This window comes from Pelagicoccus mobilis (assembly GCF_016595505.1).
GTDB classification, from domain to species: Bacteria; Verrucomicrobiota; Verrucomicrobiia; order Opitutales; family Opitutaceae; genus Pelagicoccus; species Pelagicoccus mobilis.
In genome coordinates, this window is the sequence record NZ_JAENIL010000017.1 from 86,745 (window position 1) to 111,419 (window position 24,675).

The window sequence follows — 24,675 nt, forward strand, 5'->3', positions numbered from 1 at the left end:
GCGAGTGGGGCAGACAGAATAGAGAGCCGCGAACAAGGTCAAGGCGCTTAAGCAATGGCGCGGAGTCGCTGGGGAGCTAAAACGATCGATCTCTTTGTTGGGCGGAGTCGCTGCAGAGCGGTTTTATTGCTTGGGACTTCCCGGGGCGCCAAGACCGACTTTTGTCAGTTTCGCTCCGCTGCCCGGCAGGCCGTAGACTGCTCCTCCTATTCCAATCACGAAGAGGTGCTTGCGGTCCTGGTTGCGAGCGCTGAAGGCGAGACTGGTAGGGAAGTCGAAGTCGTTTGGTGGTTCTGTCAGGACAGGAGTCAGTCCTGAGATCTGTCCGGTGGTCGCGTTGATCTTAACGACGGCGGATTGGGGGATTCCGGTCCAGCCGCAGGGCGGGTTGACCGTGTAGAGATTGCCTTCCTGATCTGCTGTCAATCCGTCCGGCGAGAAAAGCTGGCCTGGCGGTCCCAGTGGAGGGTAGCTACCGGCTAGGATTTGGACGGGGCCTGCGTTCCCGTTCGGGCCGACTTCGATTCGCAGGATCAGACTCTTTTCTGTATTCGCCACGTAGATACTGTTGGGTGGCACGAAGACGATGCCGTTTACTCCGGGAGCTTCGACGGGTGGGGCGGGTGGCGGGGGACTAAGGGGATTGTTTATGGGGTCTGGGGCGAGAAGAGGGGAGCTCGCCCAGATCTGGAAGCGGTTCGACCCCCGCGTGTATCTCCAGACGAGGCCTGGACCTTCGCCGGCTTTGGGGAAACTGTCGGTGACGTATAGATTGCCGAGTTGGTCGAAGGTGAGGGCGTTTGGCACGTTGATCTTCTCGGAGCCATAAAGCCGTTGCTTTTCTCCGTTTCTATTGACCTTCCAGACGCCGTGGTTTTTGTCGCCCGACGCGAAAGCGGCGTAGAGGTTGTTTTCATGGTCGGTGGCGAGTCCGAGTATGCCTTTGGCCCCAGGGGGGGCCGGACCGAAGTTGGCCAATCGTGACAGCTTGCCCGCCGAGCTGAGCTTTAGCAGTCGGTTTTCTAGATGCTGCCTTCCGTCAAAGATACGAAGGGAGAGGTAGGCGTTACCATTGTCGTCGAAGGCGATTCCTTCCGGGGAGGGGATGAGCCCATCCGATGTTTCAAATACGTGCAGGATTTCGGTCTCCCCTAGGCCGAGGCTGGAGGCGAAGGTGAGAGTGGTCCAAAGAAGGGTGAGGGCGGCTATGGCTGCCGGAGCCGGTTTTTGTATCATGGGAGCGGCTGGTGGATGCATGCTAATTTTCCGGTTCGGTGATGGTCAGGAACTGCTTGGCTGGGACTTTTTTGAGCTCCTGGAGATGTCCGAGGGGCCATTGGATGCGGATGAGATCGATCTTTCTGGCGTTGCCCAAACCGAAGTGGACGCGGAGGTCTCCGTTTGACCCGTTTCCGGAGCAGTGAATTTCCCGGAGCTGGGTGACTTCGTTTCCGTTGATTCTTGCGCTTGCCCAAACTTTGGCTCCGATGGCGTCCCGGTTGGACCGAGTGCCAACGAGAGTGAGGACTATCCAAGAGTTTCGATGATTGTCGTTTCGGAAGAGTTCGTTGGTTTCGCCAAGCTCCTTGTAGAAGCCGTTCGTGACGAAGAGGTCGAGGTCGCCATCGTTGTCGTAGTCGATCCACTTGCAGTCGGCGCTGCTTTTGCCAAGTTCGGTGAGCGGCGAGTCGACGATGAGGCGGAATTCCCCGTTTCCTTGGTTGTGGTAGAGCAAGTTCTTGCCTCCTCGGTTGGTGATGTAGAGGTCGATCAGGCCGTCGTTGTCGAAATCGCCCCAGGCCGGGCAAATGCATCGAACGACGCCGGGGGTCTCGAGACTGTGGCTAGCGTTGTAGAATCGAGTTTTCGCCCTGTTTCGATAGAGCTGGGGGCTGCTCTCTTTTTGCCAGGTTGTATAGAGGATATCCAGGTCGCCGTCGTTGTCGTAGTCGGCGGCTCCAAAGGTGACGTCTACATCTTCCTGATACGCTGCAATACCGCCGTTTTCTGGGGATACCCATGTGAAGCCTCCTGAACCTTCGTTTCTGAACTGGAGCATGTCTTGCCCGCTCACGAACAAGTCGAGGTCTCCGTCCATGTCGTAGTCGGACCAGAGGGCTCCGTGGGAGCGGCCTTTGAGCTGAGTCGTAATGGAGTCGACGCGAGACATGGTTCCATCCCCCTCGTTGTGCCAGAGCTCATTATAGCTGTATTCAATCAGTGGATCACCGTCGTTGGGGAGGTAAAGATCGAGAAGTCCATCTTTGTCGTAATCTCCCCACGCTCCACTGTTTGACGGGCTTGGCGTATTGACCCATTCGCCTTCGGTTTCTCTAACGAAAATTCCGTTTTCGTTGCGATAGAAGCGGTTGTGCAGTTTGCGGACTGCACTGTAGTCTTCTGTGGCGAGAAAAATGTCTTGATCGCCGTCGTTGTCGTAGTCCGCCCAGAGTGATTCCATGGTGGAGATCCCGTCGGAGGCGATGGGAGTGTCGTGGATTCGCGAGAAGGTCCCGTCTCCATTGTTTCGGTAAAAGTTATTGGGGGAGTCGTCCTTTTGGTTCGAGACGTAGAGGTCGATGTACCCGTCGTTGTCATAGTCTACCCAGTTTGCTCCCACGAAACTGCCTCTGTCTTCAACGATCGCCCCGTGAGTGATTTTGGTGAAATTTAGTGTGGGATCTATCGGTGGCGCGAGTAAGTGGTATGCGGATACGGCGACAGCTATGCCTATGGCTCCGCTTGTGGCTAGTTTTCGCTTACGAGATTGCTTCCATGTCGATGACAGGCTGGGGCTCGTTGGCATGCTTTTGGATTTTGCAGCAATGAGGTCTTCGCGAAGAACGCTGGCGTCTGGGTAGCGTTTTTGAGGATCCTTTGCGAGGCATCGACTGAGGATTGAGCTCAAGGTTGGCGGAACCTTTTTGTCGTTTCTGTTGGGGAGGGGAGGTTTTACCTCTTGGATGTTTCTAAGAACCTCTTGGATGGTCTCTCCTTGGAAGGGCCTGATACCGGTAAGAAGTTCGTAGAAGACGACGCCGAAGGACCATATGTCCGCCTTTTCGTCTACTGTTTCTCCTCTCGCCTGTTCTGGAGACATGTAGGCGCACGTTCCTAGGATTTGACCTTGCATCGTGTATCCGGATTCGTGCGACAGTTTTGCGATCCCGAAATCCAGAAGCACGAGGTCCCCTTCAGCTGAGAGGATCAGGTTGCTTGGTTTTATGTCCCTGTGGATGACGCCGTTCTTGTGAGCGACTTCAAGAGCTCTCGCGAGTTGGATGGCGAAGTCGATCGTTTGGTCGATGTCGAGCGGGCCTTTTTCGATTAAGTCACCTAGGGTCCCGCCTGGGTAGTATCCCATGGCGATGAAGAGTTGTTGGTTTTCGGTTTGGCCTATCTCGTGAATTGTAGCGATGTTGCGATGATCGAGAGCGGAGGCGGCTTTGGCTTCGTGAATGAATCGCTCTTGGGTCTTTTTGTCTGAGCCGAGCGAAGGGGGAAGGAACTTCAATGCGACGTCTCGATCTAGAACGATGTCTCTTCCACGGTAGACGGTGCTCATGCCGCCGCGACCGATCAGTTCGTGTATTTGAAAGTGAGATACGTTTGATCCTATCAGTGGATCTTGAGCTATGACGCTGTCTAAGTTTGTCTTGTCTAAGGCTGTTTGAAGGAGAGTGGGTGATTCGCTTAGTGTGTTGAGTGCTGGCCAGACTGAATTCTCCAATAGTTGCTGAAAGCGATCCGAGTTCTCGCTCTGTTTTCCCAGCAGGTCGCTTAGATTCGCTGCGGTTTGGGGCGATTGCTTGGAAAGCTCTCGTAGGTAAGCTCGTTGCTCTGAAGAGCTCAGTTCGCTGGCCGCTGAGAAAAGCTTGCGAAGTGTTTTTAGGGACTCGCTCATGCTTGTCTTGGAGGAGCGGAGTTTATCGCTTGATCACTCATCTCGCGTCCGAGCCAGGCTTTGGCGAAGGCGAGACGCCTTTGAGCGGTACGCTCGGAGAATCCTAGGAACTCGGCCGCTTCTTTTAAGGTCAGTCCGGTGAAGTAGTGGAGTTTTACCAGTTCGGCGGTATCGGAGTCGCCTTGATTGAGCGTTTCGAGGGCTTCGCTTAGGGCGAGGGTTTGGTCGTCGATTTTGGCGACGCTAGCGGTCTCGACGTTTTCCCAGTTCCAAGTGTTGAGGTCGACCCGTTTGAGGGCTCCGCCATGGCGAACGCGTTTACGCCAGCGAGCGCGATCGATCAGAATGTGCCGCATCGTCTCAGCGACTGCGGCGTAGAAGTGGTTCGGGTTTTTCCAGGCAGGTTGCTTGTCGCAACCAAGTCGCAGCCATGCTTCATGTACGAGGGCCGTGGCCTGGAGGGTTTGCGGCGCTTGCTGGCCCGACATGCGAGACTGGGCGAGTTTACGCAAATCTCCGTAGAGGGTCGTAGTCAGCTCAACTCGACTCTTCTTTCGTTTAGGAGCGGATCCCGGAGCGGCCTGTTTTGTGCGGAGCATGAGAGCTTCCGCGTCGTTTCAATCGCTTGGGGGTAGTCTATGGATTTTTGTTGTTGGGTCCAGCGTTCGCGGTCGAAACTGGGCGAAGACACGTACTCGGGCGTGTCTTTAGAGATGCTGATCGATCAAGATCGGATTTCCGTCGGGATCGGTGAGCATGATGTGGGCGGGGCCGGTTGTAGATTCGTCAGCTTCTTCGGCTAGGTCGATCCCGTCTGCTTTGAGCTGTTTCTGAATGTCGCGTACGTCGGTGAATTCGGGAAGAGGGTTGGCGTCGGCGTCCCAGCCGGGGGTGAAGGTAAGCATGTTTTGCTCAAACATGCCTTGGAATAGGCCGATGATCGTGTCGCCGTTTTTTAGGATGAGCCAGTTTTGCTCGATATCGCCGCCGAACTTGGTGAAGCCGAGTTTCTGGTAGAAGGCGAAGGAGACCTGGATGTCTTTTACCTTGAGGCTGAGTGAGAAGGCTCCGAGTTGCATAGTTGGTTCCGGGGTTGGGGTTGTGGAATGGGAAAGAAGCGTTACCACATTCTATGAAAAAGGACGAGCATCGTGCTCGTCCTTTGGGGGTAAATTATCTATCCGGCAGGCTCGGGTGCAGGTCCAGCTGGAAGCTGAACGGGTTCTGGCGTCGGTTCAGACTCTGGGATGTCTGCGAGCAGAGTATCGAGGGATTCGGGAGCGGCGGTGTAGAGAGTGCTGCTTGCCGTGAAGGCGGTGCGTGACATGTATTCGTTTATTGGATCGTCGCTCTTGCTTGAAGATAGGACTACAAATACGGAACCTGCATCTGTTTCCACTTCCTCTTGCATTTCGGTGACGGTCTCTCCTGCATCGTTGGTGGTCTCTACTTCCTTTTCCACCCGGACTTCGGGGCGTTGGCCTGCAAGTACGGTGTATGTCGTTCCGTCGGCGAGGGTGTAGTCGATAGTGTAGCTGTGAGACTTCGCGGCGACGTAGTCGGGGTCGGTCAGGTCTGCGAGGTTGGTGAAGCGGATGCTCACGAGTCGGTTGAGGGCTCGGGTGATCGCTCCTTGGTCGAGTTGCTTGCCTTCGGGAAGCGTGTCGACGCTTGTCCAGTCTGCTTCATCGGACTCGCGTGTGACGGCGAGGGTGTCGCCGTTTTCTAGCTTGAAGTTCGCGGAGCGGATCTCGTCGCGTTCGACGGAGAGCAGTTCTTTCTCGAGCCAGGAAACGGGGTCGCCGTCGACGCTGAAACTTTCACTGGAGATGAAGGCGACTTCTTCGTCGGCGAATCGGACGAGCTGTTTCCCGCTTTCGGTTTCGCGGCCGAGGTCGAGGGAGAGGACGCTTTTGTCGGAGTCGTCGATCAGGTTGATGTAGTCGACCTCGAACCCGAAGTCGGCGATGCGCTTGGGGTTGCGCGAGGCCACGCGTTCGAGCTTGGCCTCTTTGAGTTGTGTCACGAGATCGGTGACTTTTTGCGAGTCGGCTGGGAGGGCGTACTTTTCCTGTAGGAGCCAGGCGGATACGGTTGAGTCGTACTGAAAGGTTAGGGACTCGTTGCCGCTGATCATTTCGAGGGTCGAGACTTTGTCTAGGTCTTCGTTTGAAATGATGGATGTGCCGACTCGTGGGTCTTCCTTCTGGGAGTTGTCGGCGTTGTTGATGAAGTAGGTTATGCCGGCTGCTACTGCAAGGGCGGCGGTAGAGATGTAGAGTTTGTTGAGATTCATTTGCTTACGCTGGGTGTTTGGTTGTGCTGTAACGGCAACGACGGAGCGTTGCCCTCTTAGGCTGCTTTGCGCATGCGGTTGAAGAGGAGGGCGAAGATGAGCAGTCCGATGGGAGCCCAGAGGAGGTTGATCGCTCCAATTACAGTACCCAAGGTTTCGATACCTTGGCGTAGCTCGCGGCGGATGTTGCGTATTTCACCGCGGAGTTCGGCTTGCTTTTGCTGGTTTTCGGTGATCATGGCGGTCATTTCCGGACTTGCGTAGATGACGCCGGATCCGGCTTGTTCGCTGAGGAGCTTGGTGAGCTCTGCGTTGATCGCCTGCAGCTCTGCTTCGACGAGTTCGAGTTTCGCTTGGTATTGCTTTTGGGCTTCGGCTTCCATCTCCTGCACTACTGTGAATGGGCGGGATGTGCTGGCCTTGCCGCGGATGCCGATCAGGTCGCTGCTGCCGCCGAGGTATTCGACGAAGTTGGATACGAAGTTTTGGTTGTCGTTGAGCGACTGGACCTGTTCCATGCCGAGGAAGTTGCTCCGTTGGATGGAGAACTGGTCGAGCAGGAAGTCGGAGTCGGCGACGATGAGGATAGTCGCGTTTCCGGTGGCGAGGGATTCCGAGGCTGGTTGCTCGGCGGACTCACCTTCTTCGCTTTCCGAAGGACGCCCTTCTGGGAACGCCGTCTTGATTTCACCGGAGAGCAGGCCGGCGACAGTGGCTTGTTCGCCAATTGGCTGCGCTTGAGCGAGCAGCTGTTGCGGTTGAGAGAACTGTAGCATCATGGCCTGCGCTTGCAGGCTGTCGCTGGAGGTGGTGAGGATCGGCTCCCAATTGGCGGTAGAGGTGTCGCTTTGCTTGAGCTGTCCCGCTTCTAGCATGAGCAGGCCTTCGAGCTCGGAAGAGGGCAGAAGGTCGCGATTGGTGAAGGAGTCCTGGAAGACAAGCCAAGCCGGTTGGGAGAAGGTGCCGCGTCGCAGGGAGTTGGTTTCATCGAGGAGGACGAGGCTTGGGTCGTATTCGATGCCCCATGCTGCGAGGAGCTCTGGAAGGTCGCTTGGGGTGGCTTGGCTCATTTGGCCCATCATCATTTGCTGGCGACCTTGTTCGCGTTCTGTGAACGAGGAGGGGTCGAGGGCGAGGAAGATCGGCTTGCCAGAAAGTGCGTATTGGTCGATTGAATACTGTAGGGAGGGACTGAGGTCTTTGGGGTGGACCATCATGAGAATGTCGAGGTTGGCGGGGAGCTCCTCTTCTGCTGGAGTGACTTCCACCACTTCGAACTGGTTCTCAAGTTGGGTGACCACGAACTGGTCCTGAGGCGCTGGCTGACCTGGCATTGCGGGGTAGTCTGGAGCGCTGAGCGGGAGGGAGCTGATCAGGCCGAGGCGCGGCTTGGTGAGCAACTGGGTTTCGTAGATCGTTTTCGAGATATCGTACTCGAGGAAGGTTTCTCGGTTCCAGTTGAAGAAGGGGTGGATCTTTTCGGTGTCGCCTTGAGCGACGACCATGCCGAGGAAGACGCGATCTCCGTTGGGGAGTTCCGTTCCGTTGAGTCCGGCTGCGGTGGCTCGTTCTTCTTCTTCGGTGTCAGGCTTCGGATCGATGACGTTGAGATAGATCTTGTTGCCGGAGGCCGACTGGTATTGTTCGAGCATTTGCTCGACGCGGTCGGAGAAGTTTTTGAACCAGGCAGGGAGTTCGGTGACGCTTTTTGAGGAATAGAAGTCGATCGTGATCGGATCTTCCAGTTTCTCGAGCATGGACTTGGTGCTATCTGAGAGCTTGTAGATTCCTTCTTGTGTGAAATCGAATCGTATGGGGAGAGAGGATACGATGTAGTGGAGAAGGACGAAGTTTATCAGCAGGAGCGCTGTTGCGATTATCTTTTTGGAAAGTGTCATTTTGAATAGGTGCTTAGGCCTTTGTTTTTAGGCGTAGGTCTCGTTTAGCGTTCAATGACGACCATGTTGATGCCGAGAAATGCCAAGGTCAGGGTCACGTAGAAGGAGATGGCGCTGATGTCTATCAAGCCTCTCGACATGGCTTCAAAATGTTGTTCGAAGCTGAATAGGCGGAGTACGTCGAGCATTCCGGTTGGGACTTTGTTGGCGAGGAACTGGGCGAGCCAGTCTGAGCCGATGAGTGTGGAAAGCACGCAGATCAGGATGCTCAGTACGAGAGCGATGACTTGGTTTTTGGTGAGAGCGGAGCAGGCGGCGGTGATTGCCAAGAAGGCGGCAGAAGTCAGTGCCGCTCCGATGTATCCGGAAAATATTACACCCCAATCAGGATCGCCCAGATAGCTGGTTGTAATGGCGAGGGAGAATGTGAGGCAGAGTCCTACGCAGATGAAGCAGAGGGCGGCCAGGAATTTGGCGACGACGGCGGAGCGTGGAGAGATGGGGAGGGTGAAGAGGAGTTCTATGCTTCCCGACCGTTTCTCTTCTGACCAGAGTCGCATGCCGACGGCTGGGATGAAGATGGCGAGCACCCAGGGGAGTCGGACAAACAGAGTGAAGAGCGTGGCTTGGCTGTTTCTGTAGTATCCGAAGTAGAGGGCGAGAGCGATGACTGCGAAGTGGAAGGCTGCGAGGATGACGTAGCCTACGGGAGAACGGAAGTAACCGAGAAATTCTTTCTTAAAGACGGGTGTCATGAGAAGAGTGAATTTTGAAGGGTGAAAAGTGAAATGCTAGGCGAGGATGTTCTTGTTGGTGATGTCGCGGAAGACCTCGTCGATGGTGGCTCCGGGCTTGCGGGCTTTGAAGGCTTCGGGCGTTTCGTCGACGAGGACCTTGCCTTGGTCGATGATGATCACGCGATTGCAGATGGCTTCGACCTCTTCGAGGATGTGAGTGGAGAGCACGATGGCTTTGTCCTTAGCCATGGCTTGTATCAGCTTTCTCACTTCGTGCTTTTGGTTGGGGTCGAGTCCGTCTGTCGGCTCGTCGAGGATGAGAACCTGCGGGTCGTGAATGATCGCTTGAGCAACTCCTACGCGTTGGCGGTAGCCTTTGGAGAGGTTTTCGATGGTCCGGTACTTGACGGAGTCGAGGTGGCATTTGACGATGACGTCGGCGAGGCGGCTCGTCACTTCTTCCTTATCGGTGATGCCGCGCGCTTCTGCGACGTAGGTGAGGAACTCGACGACGGTCATTTCTGGATACGCCGCGCTGCTTTCTGGCAGGTATCCGATGCGTTGCTTAACTTCGATCGGGTTTTCAGTGACGTCGAATCCGTCGACGGTGGCTTTGCCCGAGGTGGGAGTGAGGAAGCCGGTGATCATCTTCATGGTGGTGGACTTGCCGGCCCCGTTCGGTCCGAGGAATCCAAGGATGTCACCCTTGTTGATGGTGAATGAGACGCCGTCGACGGCGCGGAGAGTCCCGTAGTCTTTTACGAGTCGATCTACTGTTACCATAGGTTGTTCAGTTTCCTTTGATCTATTGGGTTGGGATACGCGAAAGCTCCTCGAGTGGTACGGGGAGCTTTCAAAGCGGGAAATCCAGTATGAAACAGCGTGGCGGAAATCAAGTTCCAGTTTACTGAAATCGAAGGCAGGCGGGCGAAAATTGGAATTTGTGAGCGGGAGCGCTAGCGTAGTTCAAGCAATGCGGCGTTGATGGTTTGGGCGGCTTGGCGTTGTTGGGGCTTGCTTTGGCAAGGGGGCTGGTGTCCGAGAGCGGCGAGCTCTTTGAGCAGTTCCGCGGCGAGTGGCTGGCAAACGGGTTGTTGGCGAGCGGCCTGGAGTTCTTGTTGGAGGGCGTCGATGGCCGCTTGCAGGGAGGCGTGGGGCGAGCTTGGGGATTTTGGGTTCCGGCAATAGCGGAAGTGCACGACTTTTGCGTCTCGGGCGTAGGCGATGACGTCGCTTGCGAGTTGGGAGAGTTGGACGTCGAGCGATGGAGAAGGGGCGGGCGGAATAGAGGATGCGGCCCCTGCTTGGTTTTGAGTGCTTGTTGGCATGGTGGTGTTTTGGTTTGGTTTTGAGTGATGAAATGCAAAAAGCCCGAGGCGTGATGGCCTCGGGCTTTTTAAGAAAGTGTCTGCGATCGATGCTAGATGTGTCGACGCGTGCCACCGGCCCAAGGCGTGTTCGCTTTGGTCATCATAATAATGGTGGTGGCTTTGATGAGATTCATTGAAGAGTAGATCGACGCTAGGGAGGGAAAATGAAGTGTCAAGGCGAGCTTGCGTACCCGGCGCATCCTCGCGAGCTTGAGATGCGTAGATAGATTACTGGTGAAGAGAAGTTTCCTGAAGCAAGTCGCCCCGTTGTTGGTTTCCCTCGTGATTGTGGGAGGGCTGACTCTGATGTTGCGTAAATACGAGGAGGAAGCGCCGCGTCCCTTCGATCGGCTCATTGTGGAGGTCCTGCCGGAGATCCCTGATTTGCAGGGGCGGCCTGAGGCTTTGCTCGAGCGGTTGGAGTTGGCTCACGGGCAGCTGGAAGATCGGGCGACGCAGCGGGAGGCTTTGGTGGAGCTGGCGTATCTGTATCACGCCAACGGTTTCGTTTCGCAAGCGGAGTCCTGCTATCTGGGATTGGAGTCGTTTGAAACGGATAGTGCTCGCTGGCCTTACTTGTTGGGGGTGTTGAAGGAGGATCGCCGGGATCAGGCCGCGGTCGCGAAGCACTTTGCTCGGTCTCTAAAGTTGGACCCTACCAGTTCGCTGGCGTACTTGCGTCTCGGTCATGCGTATCGGGAAGGTGGATTGCTGGACGAGGCGAGGACGGTCTATGAGTACCGTTTGCTGGGGGCTCCGGGGGACGGTTGGGCGCAGGCTTATCTTGGTCTGCTTTCGGTGATGGAGGAGGATTTGCCTAGCGCTCGCTCGTTTTTGGAGGCGGCTCGAGCGGCGATTCCCAATCTCTCGCTGGTGCATGACGTCTTGCCGGATGTGTACCGGGAGTTGGGCGATTTCGAAGCGGCTCGAGCGATTCGGGTGGAAGGGGCTGGATTGGCTTTGATCCAAGAGCCCTGGGATCCGGCGATGGCGTTTCTGGGCGAGCACTGCTATGATGCGGACCGGCTTTTCGGACTTGCGAAGGAGGCGCGTTTGCGGGGGGAGTTTGAGAGAGCTCTTGGGCTGTTGCAGCGTTCGGTCGAGTTTGACGTGGAAAACGCGCTCGCGGTTGAGGAGCTGAAGACTCTGGTCGCCGAAATGGAAGGGCAGGCGGAGTTCTGATCGCAAAAAAGCAGGTTGGGGCAGGGCTCGTATGCGTTTGCGCAGAATGATGTCGAACGTTCGACATTATTTTGCGCAAGCTCGGGGGAGGCGTGTGGAGTTCGTCACCTAATTGGGTGGAAGAGTTGCCAAGCTTCAGGCCGGCCGGCGATATAGGTAGCGTCTTATTTTCCTCGTAGCGTCTATTTTCCCCGCTAGACTCCACAGCCTTGGCCATCGAGAACCCTGGTTGTCTTGGCTATCGCAAGGAGTTCTTTTCCGTTGTATCCACTGCTTTGGGTGACGAGCAAAAAAAGATCCCCGCCGGTGAAGGCGGAGATCTCAAAGTTGTTTAACGGACTGAGGTTCTTGGCTTAGAAGTAGGTGCGGAAGGCGGCCCAGAAGGTGAAGCCTTCGATGCCCTTGCCCGGCGCTCCGTCTACGGATTCGTATTCTACGCCGGTCATCACCTTCACGTAGTTTTCTTCGATGTAGTAATTGAGACCTGCGTAGACGGTGTGGTTTGTGTCGCCAGATCCGGTGCCAACGCCTTCGTTCTTCGCTACGCGACGGAGACCGCGGCTGCTGCTGCTCTTTGGTACGCCCGTCTCGTCGGTCGAGTGACCGTACTGGTAGCGGAATGCTGCCTCCAGCTTGTCGTTGATGTAGAAGCTAGGAACGACTACGAAACCGTAGATGTCTTCGTCGCCCTCGTTTCCGTAAGTGACGTTGGCGAGAACGTTGACGTCGCCGTAAGTGCGGTTGTAGGTGATGGAGGTCGCCCAATCGAAATCGAATACGGACTGGTCGTTGTCGCTATCGTCCGCGTAGATGAAGTCGGTCGTGATGGTGCCTTCGTAGGCGTCGAATACGGCGCCTGCCTGGAAGGCGATGCCATCATCCCAGCCAGCCCATGTTTCAGAGTCCTTCTCGGTGGAGAAGATGCCGAAGACGTATTCGACGTCGCTTTTCTCTCCTTTGAGCACGACGCCGGTCGGGCGCAAGCTGCCGAAGCGGTTGTTAATGCCGCTGCGTTCGACGGTCTTGATTTTCTTCGAGGAGACGCGTTCTTCGCCGCCGAAGAGGACCTTGTAGCGTCCGTAGCCGATGGTCGCCTTGTCGAATCCGAGGAGGCCGTCCTTGCCGTAGTCGAGGTAGAGCTCGTCGAAGCTGTTGTAGCCGATGCTGGTATTGCGGAAGCCGCCTTTTTCGAAATTTGCACGCCCGAGCACCTTGAATCCGTCGAGGAACTTGACCGATACGCCAGCGCGAAGACGTCTGAGCTCGTCTCCTCCGCCGCTGAAGTCTTCGCCAGCGCTTTCGCCGTCGGCGTAGGCCCATTGCTGATGAAGGCGTCCGAAGAATTTCACCTCTTGGATGTTAGGGTCGTTTTTGTCTGAGTAGACTTTCCCCATGGTCTTAAGGGTGTCCGCCCAGTTTTCCTCGGCGGAAGCCGTCGGAAGGGTGGCAAGCAGTCCAGCTGCTAGCGTGGTGATTGCTGCGTTTGTGAGTTTGTCCATGATTTCGTTCTTGAGCGTGTTTTTTTTGCGAGATCAACCCGATAACGTGAAAAGCGTCGAAACGTAACTCGGCCGTAACAAAAGATACCTCAAATGGCGCGCAGAGGGTATTTGTTACGCAAAAGAAGCTCTGCTGTTACAATTGTGGCTTGGTTGTGACGGAATCTACTAGCGGATCTCCCGATTCGTTGAGGTCGCATTTTGAGGCGGTATTCGCATGGAAACTACCGGTTTTGAGGGGATTTTGTGGTCTTGCAGGGGCTTTTGTTACGGAGGGGTTACGGGATTGTTACGCCGAAGTGAAGAGTGTGATTCGGGGGCAGAATCCACTCGCTTTGCTTCGATTGGGTCTGTTCGTCTGCTTCCGTCATCAGGCTAGGTCGCGGCGATTCTCTTTCTCTTTTAAAGAGCTACCGGGGTGATCAGCTGAGTCCTTATTTGAACAAGTTGTATTACAGTTATGAAAACGAAGCTCTCTAAAGCCCTCTCTTTGAAACTCGCATCCATTGCGCTTGCCTTAGGCCTATCCGGCTATGCGTTCGGAGCGGAAAAAATCGTCATCAAGGGATCCGATACTCTCGGAGCGAAAATGGTTCCTCAGCTCGCGGAAGAGTTCAAGGCCATCAAGTCTAAGCAAGGAGTGGAAGTGATCTTCGAAATCGCTGCGGAAGGTTCTTCCACTGGCGTAGCGGCTGTGATCGACGGTACAGCTGACCTCGGCATGTCGTCTCGCGAGGCGAAGAAGACTGAGGAGTCCAAGGCTCTGCTTAAGGGAGTGAAGATGACTCCTATCGAAGTTGCGAAGGACGGTATCGCTATCGTCGCGAACCAGAAAAACCCGATGGACGGGATCTCTTCCCGCGAAGTGGAGAAGATCTTCACTGGCGACGTGGAGGACTGGAGCTCTATCAACGGCGTTTCTGGCGGCATCTCCATCTACACGCGTAACACTTCGTCCGGTACCTACGCGGTCTTTCAGAAGATGGCTCTGCGTAAGCGTGACTACGCTCCTGCTTCCCAGAAGATGGCTGGAAATGAGCAGATCGCGTCTGAAGTGGCGGAGAATCCGAATGGCATCGGCTACGTGGGCCTGGCTTACCTCGGCACTCCAGGTATCAAGACCTTGCCAGTTGACGGCGAGACTCCTGAGAAGGCCAGCTACCCGTATGCTCGTCCGCTCTACTACTATTATAATGGTAAGAAGGAGATGCGTCCTATCGTGAAGGAGTTTGTTGACTTCTGCTTGAGCAAGGAAGGCCAACAGATCGTGAAGGACGTGCACTTCATCTCTATCCTCTAATCGATGGAGTTGATCTGATTTTAAATCCTGCGGCGTTCTCAGCTCGTTTTGAGGACGCCGCTTCTGTTTCCGCCGAATGTTAATTTAATGGCGCAATTGTGTTACGGAATTCAATTTCGGTTGATTCGAATCTATCCTCCTTCACCACTGTCGGCCGTTAAAACCTGATCGAAAATGACTCAAAAAGGAGAGACAAATCGTTACGACCTGCACTCGCGTCGCAGGAGGTTTCTTGGCCTTGATAAGGACCAGGCCCTCAAAGGGCTCTTCGGGGGGAATGCCTTGGTTTCGATCATCGTGCTCGCTCTGATTACCTTCTTTCTTTTCAAGGAAGGCGTCGGATTTTTTGGCCAGTACCGTCAGGATATCGAGCTGCACCGTCGCTCCGGTATCGAGTACGTGGAGATCATGAAGGAGCAGAGCGCGGCCTTCACGGACCTAAACCGTTATCTCAATTCGATCCGCGGCGAGCACGCGACTTTGTTGCAAGAGCAGGGCATGGCCTTCAAGGACGCTCGGGCCGAGCTCAAGGTCTACGAGGAGTTTATCTACGCGTTTGAAGACTTGGGGTATCCCGTCAGTGAATACGCCCTTGAGATGGCGGAAGTAGCGATTGGCGCTCGAGACATGTACGAGGAGTCCGCCAACCTTCGGGAGCACCGTGAGAACCTTCTCGCTTTGGGTCGCGACGAGGAAGCGGCGGATGTCGAGGTGCTGGATGTAGACCTCTCTTTGTTCGTTGGCATGCTGAAGGAAGGGGAAGCTGACTTTCTGGCTCTCAACGATGCGTTGGCTGCAGGCCTGCTAAGCCATATCGAGAAACTGCCTGTTATCGGTATCGACTCTTTGGATGCGAAGATGCAGCGCTTTGCGGAGCTATCCCGCATGTTTGTCGGTGAATTGGAAGGCTACGAATCCCGCTTGGCGGAGTGGGATCCTGATCTGCCGGTAAACATGGTCTCGGCCTTTGGCTCCTTTCTTTTTGGAAAGAACTGGGTGACCAACTCCTCGATCCAGGACTGGTACGGGATTTTGCCGCTTTTCACTGGGTCGCTGCTGGTTGCGACAATCGCTATGTTTTTCGCGATTCCATTGGGGGTCGGAGCGGCGATCTACGTTAATCAGGTGGCGAAGCCAGCGGAGCAGAATTTCATCAAGCCGTACATCGAGTTCATTTCGGCGATCCCTTCGGTGGTGATCGGCTTTTTCGGCATTGCGGTGTTTGGCCAGTTCGTGCGCGAGGTTTCCGGTTGGACGATTTTGTCAGGTTTCGATATCTTCCCGATCAGCGAGCGTCTGACTGCTTTTACGGCGGGCTGTTTGCTGGCGTTGATGGCGATCCCGACGATTTTCACTTTGGCTGAGGACGCCATTAACAACGTGCCTAAGTCCTTTAAGGAAGCGTCGCTGGCGATGGGCGCGACGCGTTTGCAGACGACGCTCCGTATCATCGTGCCAACTTCGCTTTCCGGCATTATCTCGGCGGTGCTGCTCGGTTTCGGTCGCGTGGTGGGCGAGACGATGGTGGTATTGCTTTGCGCGGGCAACCGTATCGAGATCCCTAATTTCACCAACGGTATCGGCACCTTCTTCGAGCCGGTGCACACCATGACGGGCATTATCGCTCAGGAGCTGGGCGAAGTCGTAAACGGCAGCATTCACTACCGCGCTCTGTTCATGGTCGGGATGGTGCTCTTCCTCATTTCTCTTCTCATCAACTACCTCGCTCAGAAGATCGTGCTCAAGTACCAGATCTCCCGCGGCTAATCTATCAAGATGTCTACCAACGCCATACTTTCACGGGAGCGTCCGAGCCAAGGGTTGGGCTTCCACAGCAAGCCTTCGAAAGCTAAGACTACGGAAAAGTTCGTTTTCTGGGTTTTCCGTCTCGGTACCTATTTCATCTTGGCCTGCGCCTCGGTGATCTTCCTCACGATCTTCTTTAAAGGGAGCCAGACGGTGTTCCAGTCCGAGTTTCCTTTCATCAACACCGAGTTCTTGCTGGAGGCTCCGCAGACTTTGCATGTGTTCGAGCACGAAGGGCAGAGCTACGAGATGAGCGATACCAACTTCCGCATTTTCGAGGAAGAGCAGGGAGTGGACATCAAGACGTCCACCTACGCTTACTCGGGCGGGGGCATATGGCCCTGTATCGTAGGCACCGTTTTGTTGGTCTTGGGAGCGATGGGGATTGCGTTAACGCTTGGTGTTCTCAGCGCGATCTTCCTCAGCGAGTATTCCAAGCCGGGCAAAACCTTGAATGCGATTCGGCTGTCCATCCTGAATTTGGCCGGCGTGCCTTCGATCGTGTTTGGTATTTTCGGTGTGGGATTCTTCGTGTTGGCCGCTCCTCAGTTCGCGTTCAGCCAGGATGCTGCCGGTTCGTTTACCGAGTTGGGAAACACGGGCTTCTACTTTAAGTTTGGCTGGGGCGTTTCTCTTCTGGCGGGCTGTTTCACTTTGGCCTTCATGGTTCTTCCGGTGATCATTTCGGCGAGCGAGGAATCTCTAAGAGCCATCCCTCAAGGCCTCCGCGAGGCGTCTCTTGCGCTCGGTGCCAGCAAGTGGACGGCGATTCGCACCAATGTTCTCCCGTATGCGATGCCAGGCATCTTGACCTCTTCCATCATCGGCGTGGCTCGTGTGGCCGGTGAGACGGCTCCGATCATGTTCACCGCTGCGTATGCGATGCGCGACCAGTTGCCCTGGGAAGGCTTAGAGAAATGGTCGGACTTCTTTTTCCAAGGTGTAATGGCGCTGCCTTACCATATCTACGTGGTGAGCGCTAAGATTCCTCAGAACGAGTACACGGAAAGAATGCAGTACGGTACGGCTTTCGTGTTCCTCGTCATCGTGGCGGGAATCGCCCTTGCTTCCATCCTTCTCAGAATCCGCATGCGGAAAAAATATCGCTGGTAATGACACTGCTAACAGACACTCTCAAAGACTCCGCAATATCTCCCAAGGCGACTACGTCCATGTCTTCCGAAACATCCGATCCTTCACGTCCGCTCATTCGCGTTTCTGATTTCGACTTTTTCTACGGAGAAAAGCAGGCCCTTTTCGACATCAACATGGAGATGCTCGAAAATGAGGTGACTGCTTTTATCGGTCCGTCAGGTTGCGGAAAGAGTACCTTGCTCCGCTGCATCAACCGCATGAACGATCTCGTGGATGTGGCGCGTATCGGCCGTGGCAAGATCGAGGTGAATGATGCGGATATCTATGATCCGCGGGTCGACACGATCGAGCTGCGCAAGCGGGTGGGGATGGTGTTTCAGAAGTCGAATCCGTTCCCTAAGTCCATTTACGAGAACGTGATCTACGGTCTTCGGATCCAAGGCATCAACAAGAAGTCGGTTTTGGACGAAGCGGTTGAGCGCTGTCTGAAGGGGGCTGCCCTTTGGGACGAGGTAAAGGATCGTCTCGATACGAGCGGGCTGAGTCTTTCGGGCGGTCAGCAGCAGCGTCTTTGCATTGCCCGCGCGTTGGCGGTCGAGCCTGATATCTTGCTCATGGACGAGCCCTGTTCGGCGCTCGACCCGGTAGCGACCGCGAAGGTGGAAGAGCTCATTCACTCGCTTAAGGACCAGTACACGATCGTGATCGTGACGCACAATATGCAGCAGGCCGCGCGTGTATCGGACAAGACCGCGTTCTTCTATCTCGGCAAGCTGATTGAGATGGCCAAGACGGACGAGATTTTCATGAGCCCCAAGAACGAGCAGACCGAGGCCTACATTTCAGGCCGTTTCGGTTGATCTGCGACTGCTTCTCCTATTTCATCCACCCAACTCTCCCTTGTGTCCCTTACCTAATCCTAGATGAAGCGATATTTCCACGAAGAGCTCGAAGAAGTCAGATCTCACCTCATGCTAATGGGGGAGAAGGCGATCGCCAATGTGAATCTCGCCATGAAAGCGATGATCGATTCCGATCTAGCGACGGCCCAGAAGGTTCGCAAGCAGGACGACCGGATTGATGAGATCGAAAAGCAGATCGACGACGAGGTTGCCCGCTACATCGGTTTGCGTGCTCCGGTCGCCCGAGACCTGCGTTTGCTTTTCATTACGATCAAGGCTGCGAACGATCTCGAGCGCGTTGGTGACGAGGCGACCAGCATTGCCAAGCGTACGGCCAAGATCTTGAAGGCGGGTTATAGCATCGACGATCTAGGGCGATTGCCGCGCATGTGCGAGCTTGCGGTGGGCATGTTGAAGGATGCCTTGCACTGTTTCATCGATGAGGATTCGTCCCGCGCGGTGGCGATTTCCGAGCGAGACGAGGAAGTGGACTCTTTGAATCGCGAGAATTTCCGCTACTTCGTTGACCTGATGAAGCACGACCATTCCAAGATCTCGTTTTGCACGGAGATGGTCTTTATCTCCAAGGCGATGGAGCGTATCGCGGACCATGCCCAGAATATTGCGGAAGAGGTTTACTACTTGCTGACGGCTCGTTCTCTGCAGGAAGCGATTGACGAAGAAAACGCGGTCTAGCCTGAATTACCCGGAGAGGGGAGTCGTCGCAGTGTCTGCAGCCGAAATGAAGCCGGCCCATACTCATTTGCTTTCCGTGATCGGAGCTGAACTTCGCGCCCTCGAGCTCGGCTCGCTGGGGGAGCCCTTGCGGATTCTGGATATTGGTTGTGGCTACGGTCAACTGATGCTCGATCTGTTGGCGGAGAAATCGGGCCTGGGTTTCGGCGCTCGCGAGATCGAGATTTACGGCTACGAGGTGCATGACCATCGGGCCGGCGTGCCCGGGTATTGGGAGGCGCTGCATGCCGCGTTGGCTGAGGAGGAGAGCGGGGTCGACTGGTCTGATCGGGTTCGCTTGGGAGCGGCAGACGAGCCGTGGCCCTTTGCGGACGACTTTTTCGACTTCGCCTTTTCGAACCAAGTTCTGGAGCACGTCGAAGATTTGCCGCGTTTTTTCGCTGAACAGAATCGGGTGGTTCGCCCGGGAGGAGGGGCGGCCCATTTCTATCCTTCAAGGGAGACCCTTGTGGAGCCGCACAGTGGAGTGGCGTTCGCCCACTGGTTGGGACCGGAGCGGAGGCGTGGCGGCTTGCGCTTGGGGAGTCGTCTGGGGTTGGGGAAGTTTCGAGACTATCGGGAAAGTCGAGGCTACGAGCTCGAGACGTTTTGCGACGAGTTCGACAACTATCTGGAGCGGTACGTCTTCTTTCGGGAAAACGCGCAAATCTTGTCGCTCGCCCGCGATTCTAGTGAAAGAGCGGGGTTCAAGTACACGCGAGACTTGCTCAAACGGGCGTTTCGGGATGATTGGGAGGTCTTCTCGTATCCGCCGCAGAGCCGGTTCCGGTCGCGCTCCCTTTGCTCTCCGTTTGTTTGTACCACTTTGGTGCAGGGCTTCTGAGGCGAGGGAATTTCTTGCCAAGAGGGTGAGGCGGCTCCCAGTGTAGCGACCCCAAACCCAAAAGCCTTTTGAGCCCATTTCCGAACGTATGAAAATCCGTCTTTATCTGCCCCTTTGTGTCGCCTCGCTACTTGTCTTCGCTTCGTCCCTGACGGCTCAAGACGCTACCGATTCTCCCGAAAAGGCGGAAGCCCCAGCCCAGCTCTCGCCTGAGGTGGCTGCGGTTGTAGAGGAGCTGAAAGGAATCTTGAAGGACATCGAGGAAAACGGCGAGTCGTTGGAGAAGCTGGAGAAAGCGGGGGATTTGTATCTCAAAGTTGGAGACGTGCCGCGAGCTGTGGTGCTTTACGAAAAGGCGATCAGCAGCCACGGAGGTACCGAGGCGCTTTATGCCAAGTTTTCCCGTGTTTTGGGACTCTCGGGCCGTCCGCAGCTGACGGTTGATACGCTCAAGCTTGGCTTGCAGACTTTCCCCGATTCCGAGCTGCTGCAGTACGAGCTCGGCAAGCAGTACGTCAAGATGCAGAAGCCTTACGCGGCGGTGGCGAACCTGAAGGTGCTGGTGGACGCGTATCCGGAGAACGCGGAATACCGCTATCTGTTGGCCGACGCTTATCGTTTGCAACAGAAGTGGGAGCAAGCGGATGCCTTGCTGGATTCGGTCATCGAGAGCGAAGAGACGTTTATCCAAGCCAAGCTGATGAAAGGGGATATCCTTCTCGCGCAGGGCGAGTATCGGGACGGCGTGCGCTACCTTGAAGACGTTTACGAAGATAATCCCGACTCGAAGGCGGCCGAGAAGATGCTGGTGCATGCGTATCAGCTTTATGCTTACGACGAGTCTAATTCGGGCCGTATCAGTCGGGCGGTGCGCAGTGTACGTGACTCATTGGAGATCGATCCTGACAATCCCGAGTCGATGGTGGCGCTAGGCTCTTTTTTGCAAGAGCTGGGCGAGTACGTGGAGTCGGAGGAAACCTTCAAATCGGCGATGGAGAAGCATCCCGACTACTTGGAGGGCTACATGCTTTACGGTAAATTGCTCGAATACTTGGATCGCCCGAGCGAGGCGGCGGAACTTTATAAGGTGGGCTTGGAGAAGTCTCGCGAGCAAGGCGTAGTGCAAGCGGTGCAAACGTATCGCATGCTGCTCAGCGGCAAGCGTGGGTAGGGTTCCCATTGATCGCGGCGTGTGGCTCAGCGGGCTTTGCCGGTAAGTTCTAAGCCTGCTATTTCGTCTTCCAGGTTTTCAGAGTCGGTGGTGAACACGATGGCGAACTGGCCGGATAGATCACGGTTTGCCGGGTTGTAGAAGTTGAAGACGTAGTGCCAAAAGCCCTGGCGGTCTTCCTTTCTCTGGGTGGTGGGTTCGCCCATGACGACAGAGATTTCGCTCATGCTGGGGAAGTCGATTTGCTCCTGGCTGTCGCGACTCATGGCGGCGGTGGCGCTGCGGCGGAGTTTGTTGATCTTGGCCTGTCCGAGGGAGCGGAAGAGCTCTACGATGAAGTCTTCGGGAATCGCTTGCAGGAGTTTTGGGTCGAATTCGATTTGGGTGAGCATGCCCTCCTCGAAACGCGTCGTGAAAATGATGCTGAACGGGGCGCCGTCTTCTGTTTCCAGCTTCTTCTCAAACTGCCACTCCCAGTCCTCGACTCGGGGATTTCGGGTGATGGTGCGGACCTGAGTTGGCTCGGACTCGGTCACGAAGACGAAATCCTCGTCTCTTAGCACTGGGTCCGGGAATTGGAGCGAGAAGGGTTCCGCCTCATTCACCACGACATGCTCGTCGAAGTCGTGCAGTTGGTTTTTGAATTTGAGGAGGCGCAAGTAGACGCATCCGGATAGCAGAAAGAGGGCTAATCCGAGGGTGATCGCTTGAAACAGGCGTCGCTGGAGCATTCTTGGCGGGAGTCGGGTTGGCTGCAGGGATTTGGGGCAGGGACGAGTATCTCCCTAAATCTTGGCAAGGCAAGCTCCGTGGAATCCGGAAACGGGATTGCCGCGTAATCGATAATAACGGATCGATCCGGATTGATAGGTTGCGCGATCCGGCCTTTTCGGCCAATAATCATGGCTGCAACGCTTATCCCCAGCTCATTGCGTATGAATACCCTACAAACTTTGCAGCGAACTTTTCTTCTGCTTGGCGCTTTCGTTTTCGCCCTTCCGTCATCTGCTCAGGACGAGGAGCGTCCCATTTGGGAGCAGGAAGCCATGCTCATCTACCATGGGCGCTCGACCGAGTTTAACCGCTTGCGTTCCTTGGGCAAAGACAACAAGCGGCTGGCTCTCTACACGACGGCTTTGGATACCTTGAACGGCAAGACGGAGGTGGAAGAGGACGAGGAGCCCTATCGGGTGGCGCAACGGATCTTCAATATGATCATTGCCGACAACAACAGCGACGCGATCGGTTTGGCGTCGGCTTATTACCTTGCTCGCATCAAGCAGTCTAATCCTTACGAGCGCGATATCGCGGAGGCGAAGATGCTTTACTGGAATCTCTACGACCGGTGGCCGGAGCGCTTTTTCGGGCAAATGGCTTTCGTGAAGTACGTGACCCTACACATTTACGACGACGATGGTTCGGGCGAGGATGTGCAGGATCGTATCCAAAGTGTGGAGCCTTTGATCGAGGATATGACGATCCCGGAGCTCCGTCAGAATGTGCACCGTATCGTGGGCGAGGCTTACGCCAGCTTCGAATTGGATAGCGAGCTTGCGTACGAGCATTTGCTGGAAGCCTACCGGCTCGGAATCAAGGTGGATTCGATCAAGGTCGAGGTGTTGGAGCGGATCGCTGGACTGGGCGAGGAGCTTGGCAAGCAGGAGCGGGCGTTGAAGGCGTACGATGAGCTTATCATGATCGCTCCCTTCCACGAGAACGCGAAAGCGTTTTCCGAAGCGGCTGCCAGATTGAGGGTGGAGTTGGGCGAAGCTGCTCTACAGGACGCATAGCCGTGCGCCTTGTCCCTCGAAATTTGGATTCCTGCCAGCTTTGAGCTAATTTAAAGACATGGCCTAGAGCTTGACGCTGGGCGAGTGCTTGGCTCAAAAGGTGGCATGTCAGAAAACGAGCAGCCCGATGCACAAGAGATGCTAGCGATCAAGTCCCGCTTTGTACGGGGCAGGAACTTGCTGTATGCCAAGGCGGACTTTGGTCAGCTCTTCGTGGACTACTACCTCCACCTTAAGGACAACGAGTTGGAGTTGAGCTCTGAGCTGGATGATCGCCTGAAGCAGGGCTTGGCATTGTTTAGCCTTCATTGCATCTCCCGTCCGCGAAACGAAATCTTGGCGTGGACGATCAATTTCCAGGATCCGCTGGTGAATGTATTTCTCGCGGGCGACACCGGTACGAGCGATGTGGTCGGGCGCATCTATAGCGAGGGAGTCAAGGAGGCGGAGGAAAACGCGTTTTATCAGGATCTTGTGCGCCGCAATCGTGAGCCGCACCGCTCGGTAGTGGGCTTCCAAGGAGGTGGCATGATCCACGCCGTGGAGGAGTACTACAAGCACAGCGAGCAGCGTCCGGCCAAGTTTTTCCAGTTGGAGCCTGATGTCTTCGCGATCGTTCAGGCCCACCCGGACTATGACGAAAACTGGTTTGATAGCCTTACGATCGATGACGTGCGAACGATCGAAGAGACTGAGGAAGTCGTCGATCTGGAGACGCGATTTGTACGTTGGCACTGCGGCTGCAACCAGCAGCGAATTTTGGGAGCTCTGGCGGCTCCGTTCCACAACGATCCGGAAGGCTTGTTCATGGGAGAGGAGCTGATCGAGGTGAATTGTCCTCGTTGCGCTGGGAAGCACCGTATTTCGCGCGAAATGATGGAAGCTTACGTGGCGAGCAAGTAGTTGGAGTTTGCCCCGGGGCTTTCGGCGATGAGTTAGGCGCTTTACAGCGTCGCTCGAGGGGACTTGTCTGTGCGCATGCCGAAAAAGAAAGCCACCGCGAAACGAGCCAGTAAATCGCCAGCGTCGCCGCTGCTCTTTGCCGATACGAGCAAGAGCGCGGACCAGTTGTACGTGGGAGGTTTCGGAGTGCCGGACGCGTTCATCTCTTTTAAAAAGGGACGCAAGTGGTTCGCGGTGCTGAACCAGCTGGAGTTTGCCCGTGGCCTGAAGGAGTCGAAGTTTGACGAGATTCTCTCGCTCGAGGAATGGCTGGAGATGAGCCGCGAGAAGTTCCAGCGCGCGAAGGTCGGCTACCCGGAGGTGATTGCTACGCTTGCATCGGTTTTCGAAATCAGTCGATTCAAGGTGCCTGCCGAATTTCCAAGTTCGCTGGCATTCAAGCTGGTAGAGTTGGGCTTCGAGCTTGATGTGTGCGATGGGACTCTTTTCCCGAATCGTGAAGTAAAGTCTGAGGAGGAGCTGGAGAAGATCCGTGAGGGCAATCGTTGTAGCGCGATTGGAATTCGGGCTGCTGAAAAGGCGATTCGCAAGAGCGTCGTAAAAAAAGGAAAACTCTACTTGGACGGCAAGGTGCTCACTTCGGAGCGTTTGCGTTGCTTGATCGAGATCGCTTGCCTTGAAGCGGGGGCGGTTTCGGCGGATACGATTGCGGCTGGAGGCGATCAAGCGTGCGATCCGCACTGCGTGGGATCGGGACCGCTTCGGTCGAACGAATTGATAATCGTCGATGTTTTTCCTCGTGTATCCAGAACAGGATACCACGGCGATATGACCCGAACCTTTTTGAAAGGAAAGGCTTCCGATGCTCAGAAGGCGTTGGTCGCTGGCGTTTTTGAAGCTCAGCAAAAGGCGATTAAAGCGGTTAAGACAGGTGTCAATGGTCGCGATGTGCATGGCCAGGTGCTTGAGACGTTCGCGAAGCTCGGATACGAAACCACTCGGGACGAAAACGGGGCGAAAGGCTTTTTCCACGGGACGGGGCACGGGCTTGGACTGGAGGTTCACGAAGCCCCACGTGTATCCATCGCTTCGAACAAGTTGAAGCGGAACGCGGTGGTTACGATCGAGCCCGGCTTGTATTACCCAGGGCTGGGTGGTTGCCGCATCGAGGATGTGGTGGCCGTGCGTGATGAAGGCGCTGAGCTGTTGAGCGACTTGCATTACCGCTGGCAACTTAAATAGG

At 55.4% G+C, this 24,675-nt stretch carries 22 protein-coding genes; 11 read left to right on the top strand and 11 right to left on the bottom strand.

All coding sequences use genetic code 11. The features are described 5' to 3' along the window. Positions 1-123 precede the first annotated feature (123 nt). The 9 genes from JIN87_RS10885 to JIN87_RS10925 all read right to left on the bottom strand — a co-directional run bounded on the left by JIN87_RS10885 (position 124) and on the right by JIN87_RS10925 (position 10,163). Positions 124-1,236: an SMP-30/gluconolactonase/LRE family protein gene (locus JIN87_RS10885; protein WP_200355587.1), complete on the bottom strand. Its 1,113-nt coding sequence runs from the start codon at positions 1,234-1,236 to the stop codon at positions 124-126. A 22-nt stretch (positions 1,237-1,258) separates the two neighbouring features. Further along, the gene (locus JIN87_RS10890; protein ID WP_200355588.1) at positions 1,259-3,904 is read right to left on the bottom strand and encodes a protein kinase domain-containing protein; all 2,646 of its coding nucleotides are present in this window, start codon (positions 3,902-3,904) and stop codon (positions 1,259-1,261) included. Further along, positions 3,901-4,503 (bottom strand): ECF-type sigma factor, encoded by a 603-nt coding sequence (locus tag JIN87_RS10895; RefSeq protein WP_200355589.1) that lies wholly within the window; start codon positions 4,501-4,503, stop codon positions 3,901-3,903. The genes JIN87_RS10890 and JIN87_RS10895 overlap by 4 nt, the downstream gene beginning before the upstream one ends. Positions 4,504-4,611: 108 nt before the next feature. Next, on the bottom strand, positions 4,612-4,983 hold the full coding sequence (locus tag JIN87_RS10900) for a VOC family protein (RefSeq protein ID WP_200355590.1): 372 nt from the start codon (positions 4,981-4,983) through the stop codon (positions 4,612-4,614). 98 nt (positions 4,984-5,081) lie between these two features. Beyond that, entirely contained in the window at positions 5,082-6,200 is a 1,119-nt protein-coding gene (locus JIN87_RS10905) for a DUF4340 domain-containing protein (RefSeq protein ID WP_200355591.1), read from the bottom strand. 56 nt (positions 6,201-6,256) lie between these two features. Continuing rightward, positions 6,257-8,098 carry a Gldg family protein gene (locus JIN87_RS10910; RefSeq protein WP_200355592.1) on the bottom strand — a complete coding sequence of 614 codons (1,842 nt, stop codon included), beginning with the start codon at positions 8,096-8,098 and terminating at the stop codon, positions 6,257-6,259. A gap of 44 nt (positions 8,099-8,142) precedes the next feature. Continuing rightward, positions 8,143-8,853, bottom strand: coding sequence for an ABC transporter permease subunit (locus tag JIN87_RS10915; protein ID WP_200355593.1), 711 nt, complete (start codon positions 8,851-8,853; stop codon positions 8,143-8,145). Positions 8,854-8,889: 36 nt separating this feature from the next. Next, complete coding sequence (locus JIN87_RS10920; protein ID WP_200355594.1) at positions 8,890-9,618, bottom strand: ABC transporter ATP-binding protein; 729 nt, start codon at positions 9,616-9,618, stop codon at positions 8,890-8,892. Positions 9,619-9,791: 173 nt separating this feature from the next. Next, a complete protein-coding gene (locus JIN87_RS10925) occupies positions 9,792-10,163 on the bottom strand; it encodes a hypothetical protein (RefSeq protein ID WP_200355595.1) in 372 nt (123 codons plus the stop codon). Positions 10,164-10,439: 276 nt separating this feature from the next. Between JIN87_RS10925 and JIN87_RS10930 the strand changes: the two genes are divergently transcribed. Next, positions 10,440-11,387, top strand: a complete 948-nt coding sequence (locus JIN87_RS10930; protein WP_200355596.1) for a tetratricopeptide repeat protein — start codon at positions 10,440-10,442, stop codon at positions 11,385-11,387. Between the two features lie 353 nt (positions 11,388-11,740). On the opposite strand, the gene JIN87_RS10935 is transcribed toward JIN87_RS10930, so the two are convergent. Next, a complete protein-coding gene (locus JIN87_RS10935; protein WP_200355597.1) occupies positions 11,741-12,886 on the bottom strand; it encodes a porin in 1,146 nt (381 codons plus the stop codon). Between the two features lie 460 nt (positions 12,887-13,346). Between JIN87_RS10935 and JIN87_RS10940 the strand changes: the two genes are divergently transcribed. The 7 genes from JIN87_RS10940 to JIN87_RS10970 all read left to right on the top strand — a co-directional run bounded on the left by JIN87_RS10940 (position 13,347) and on the right by JIN87_RS10970 (position 20,739). Then, positions 13,347-14,186 (top strand): phosphate ABC transporter substrate-binding protein, encoded by an 840-nt coding sequence (locus JIN87_RS10940; protein ID WP_200355598.1) that lies wholly within the window; start codon positions 13,347-13,349, stop codon positions 14,184-14,186. Positions 14,187-14,360: 174 nt separating this feature from the next. Next, positions 14,361-15,953, top strand: coding sequence for a phosphate ABC transporter permease subunit PstC (pstC, locus tag JIN87_RS10945; protein WP_200355599.1), 1,593 nt, complete (start codon positions 14,361-14,363; stop codon positions 15,951-15,953). 9 nt (positions 15,954-15,962) lie between these two features. Then, positions 15,963-17,105 (top strand): phosphate ABC transporter permease PstA, encoded by a 1,143-nt coding sequence (gene pstA / locus JIN87_RS10950; RefSeq protein ID WP_200355600.1) that lies wholly within the window; start codon positions 15,963-15,965, stop codon positions 17,103-17,105. A 59-nt stretch (positions 17,106-17,164) separates the two neighbouring features. Beyond that, entirely contained in the window at positions 17,165-17,947 is a 783-nt protein-coding gene (gene pstB / locus JIN87_RS10955) for a phosphate ABC transporter ATP-binding protein PstB (RefSeq protein WP_200355622.1), read from the top strand. Positions 17,948-18,010: 63 nt separating this feature from the next. Then, positions 18,011-18,685 (top strand): phosphate signaling complex protein PhoU, encoded by a 675-nt coding sequence (phoU, locus tag JIN87_RS10960; protein ID WP_200355601.1) that lies wholly within the window; start codon positions 18,011-18,013, stop codon positions 18,683-18,685. A 46-nt stretch (positions 18,686-18,731) separates the two neighbouring features. Next, the gene (locus tag JIN87_RS10965; RefSeq protein ID WP_200355602.1) at positions 18,732-19,568 is read left to right on the top strand and encodes a methyltransferase domain-containing protein; all 837 of its coding nucleotides are present in this window, start codon (positions 18,732-18,734) and stop codon (positions 19,566-19,568) included. Between the two features lie 88 nt (positions 19,569-19,656). Further along, the gene (locus JIN87_RS10970) at positions 19,657-20,739 is read left to right on the top strand and encodes a tetratricopeptide repeat protein (protein ID WP_200355603.1); all 1,083 of its coding nucleotides are present in this window, start codon (positions 19,657-19,659) and stop codon (positions 20,737-20,739) included. Between the two features lie 26 nt (positions 20,740-20,765). Here the strand turns inward: JIN87_RS10970 and JIN87_RS10975 are convergent, their stop codons facing one another. Continuing rightward, positions 20,766-21,470, bottom strand: a complete 705-nt coding sequence (locus JIN87_RS10975) for a hypothetical protein (RefSeq protein WP_200355604.1) — start codon at positions 21,468-21,470, stop codon at positions 20,766-20,768. A 204-nt stretch (positions 21,471-21,674) separates the two neighbouring features. On the opposite strand from JIN87_RS10975, the gene JIN87_RS10980 reads away from it, so the two are divergent. The 3 genes from JIN87_RS10980 (at position 21,675) to JIN87_RS10990 (ending at position 24,674) form a co-directional block, all read left to right on the top strand. Then, entirely contained in the window at positions 21,675-22,529 is an 855-nt protein-coding gene (locus JIN87_RS10980) for a hypothetical protein (protein ID WP_200355605.1), read from the top strand. Positions 22,530-22,634: 105 nt separating this feature from the next. Further along, complete coding sequence (locus JIN87_RS10985; protein WP_200355606.1) at positions 22,635-23,432, top strand: Hsp33 family molecular chaperone HslO; 798 nt, start codon at positions 22,635-22,637, stop codon at positions 23,430-23,432. 75 nt (positions 23,433-23,507) lie between these two features. Then, a complete protein-coding gene (locus tag JIN87_RS10990; RefSeq protein ID WP_200355607.1) occupies positions 23,508-24,674 on the top strand; it encodes a M24 family metallopeptidase in 1,167 nt (388 codons plus the stop codon). The last annotated feature ends 1 nt before the right edge of the window (position 24,675 follow it).

Bases quoted from the DNA above. Each gene is read 5' to 3' on its own strand.
- JIN87_RS10885 (WP_200355587.1), bottom strand. From the start codon at position 1,236: ATGATACAAAAACCGGCTCCGGCAGCCATAGCCGCCCTCACCCTTCTT.
- JIN87_RS10900 (WP_200355590.1), bottom strand. From the start codon at position 4,983: ATGCAACTCGGAGCCTTCTCACTCAGCCTCAAGGTAAAAGACATCCAG.
- JIN87_RS10915 (WP_200355593.1), bottom strand. From the start codon at position 8,853: ATGACACCCGTCTTTAAGAAAGAATTTCTCGGTTACTTCCGTTCTCCC.
- JIN87_RS10920 (WP_200355594.1), bottom strand. From the start codon at position 9,618: ATGGTAACAGTAGATCGACTCGTAAAAGACTACGGGACTCTCCGCGCC.
- pstA (WP_200355600.1), top strand. From the start codon at position 15,963: ATGTCTACCAACGCCATACTTTCACGGGAGCGTCCGAGCCAAGGGTTG.
- phoU (WP_200355601.1), top strand. From the start codon at position 18,011: ATGAAGCGATATTTCCACGAAGAGCTCGAAGAAGTCAGATCTCACCTC.
- JIN87_RS10910 (WP_200355592.1), bottom strand. From the start codon at position 8,098: ATGACACTTTCCAAAAAGATAATCGCAACAGCGCTCCTGCTGATAAAC.
- JIN87_RS10905 (WP_200355591.1), bottom strand. From the start codon at position 6,200: ATGAATCTCAACAAACTCTACATCTCTACCGCCGCCCTTGCAGTAGCA.
- JIN87_RS10925 (WP_200355595.1), bottom strand. From the start codon at position 10,163: ATGCCAACAAGCACTCAAAACCAAGCAGGGGCCGCATCCTCTATTCCG.
- JIN87_RS10980 (WP_200355605.1), top strand. From the start codon at position 21,675: ATGAATACCCTACAAACTTTGCAGCGAACTTTTCTTCTGCTTGGCGCT.
- JIN87_RS10895 (WP_200355589.1), bottom strand. From the start codon at position 4,503: ATGCTCCGCACAAAACAGGCCGCTCCGGGATCCGCTCCTAAACGAAAG.
- JIN87_RS10990 (WP_200355607.1), top strand. From the start codon at position 23,508: ATGCCGAAAAAGAAAGCCACCGCGAAACGAGCCAGTAAATCGCCAGCG.
- JIN87_RS10940 (WP_200355598.1), top strand. From the start codon at position 13,347: ATGAAAACGAAGCTCTCTAAAGCCCTCTCTTTGAAACTCGCATCCATT.
- JIN87_RS10890 (WP_200355588.1), bottom strand. From the start codon at position 3,904: ATGAGCGAGTCCCTAAAAACACTTCGCAAGCTTTTCTCAGCGGCCAGC.
- pstB (WP_200355622.1), top strand. From the start codon at position 17,165: ATGTCTTCCGAAACATCCGATCCTTCACGTCCGCTCATTCGCGTTTCT.
- JIN87_RS10975 (WP_200355604.1), bottom strand. From the start codon at position 21,470: ATGCTCCAGCGACGCCTGTTTCAAGCGATCACCCTCGGATTAGCCCTC.
- pstC (WP_200355599.1), top strand. From the start codon at position 14,361: ATGACTCAAAAAGGAGAGACAAATCGTTACGACCTGCACTCGCGTCGC.
- JIN87_RS10970 (WP_200355603.1), top strand. From the start codon at position 19,657: ATGAAAATCCGTCTTTATCTGCCCCTTTGTGTCGCCTCGCTACTTGTC.
- JIN87_RS10985 (WP_200355606.1), top strand. From the start codon at position 22,635: ATGTCAGAAAACGAGCAGCCCGATGCACAAGAGATGCTAGCGATCAAG.
- JIN87_RS10965 (WP_200355602.1), top strand. From the start codon at position 18,732: ATGAAGCCGGCCCATACTCATTTGCTTTCCGTGATCGGAGCTGAACTT.
- JIN87_RS10935 (WP_200355597.1), bottom strand. From the start codon at position 12,886: ATGGACAAACTCACAAACGCAGCAATCACCACGCTAGCAGCTGGACTG.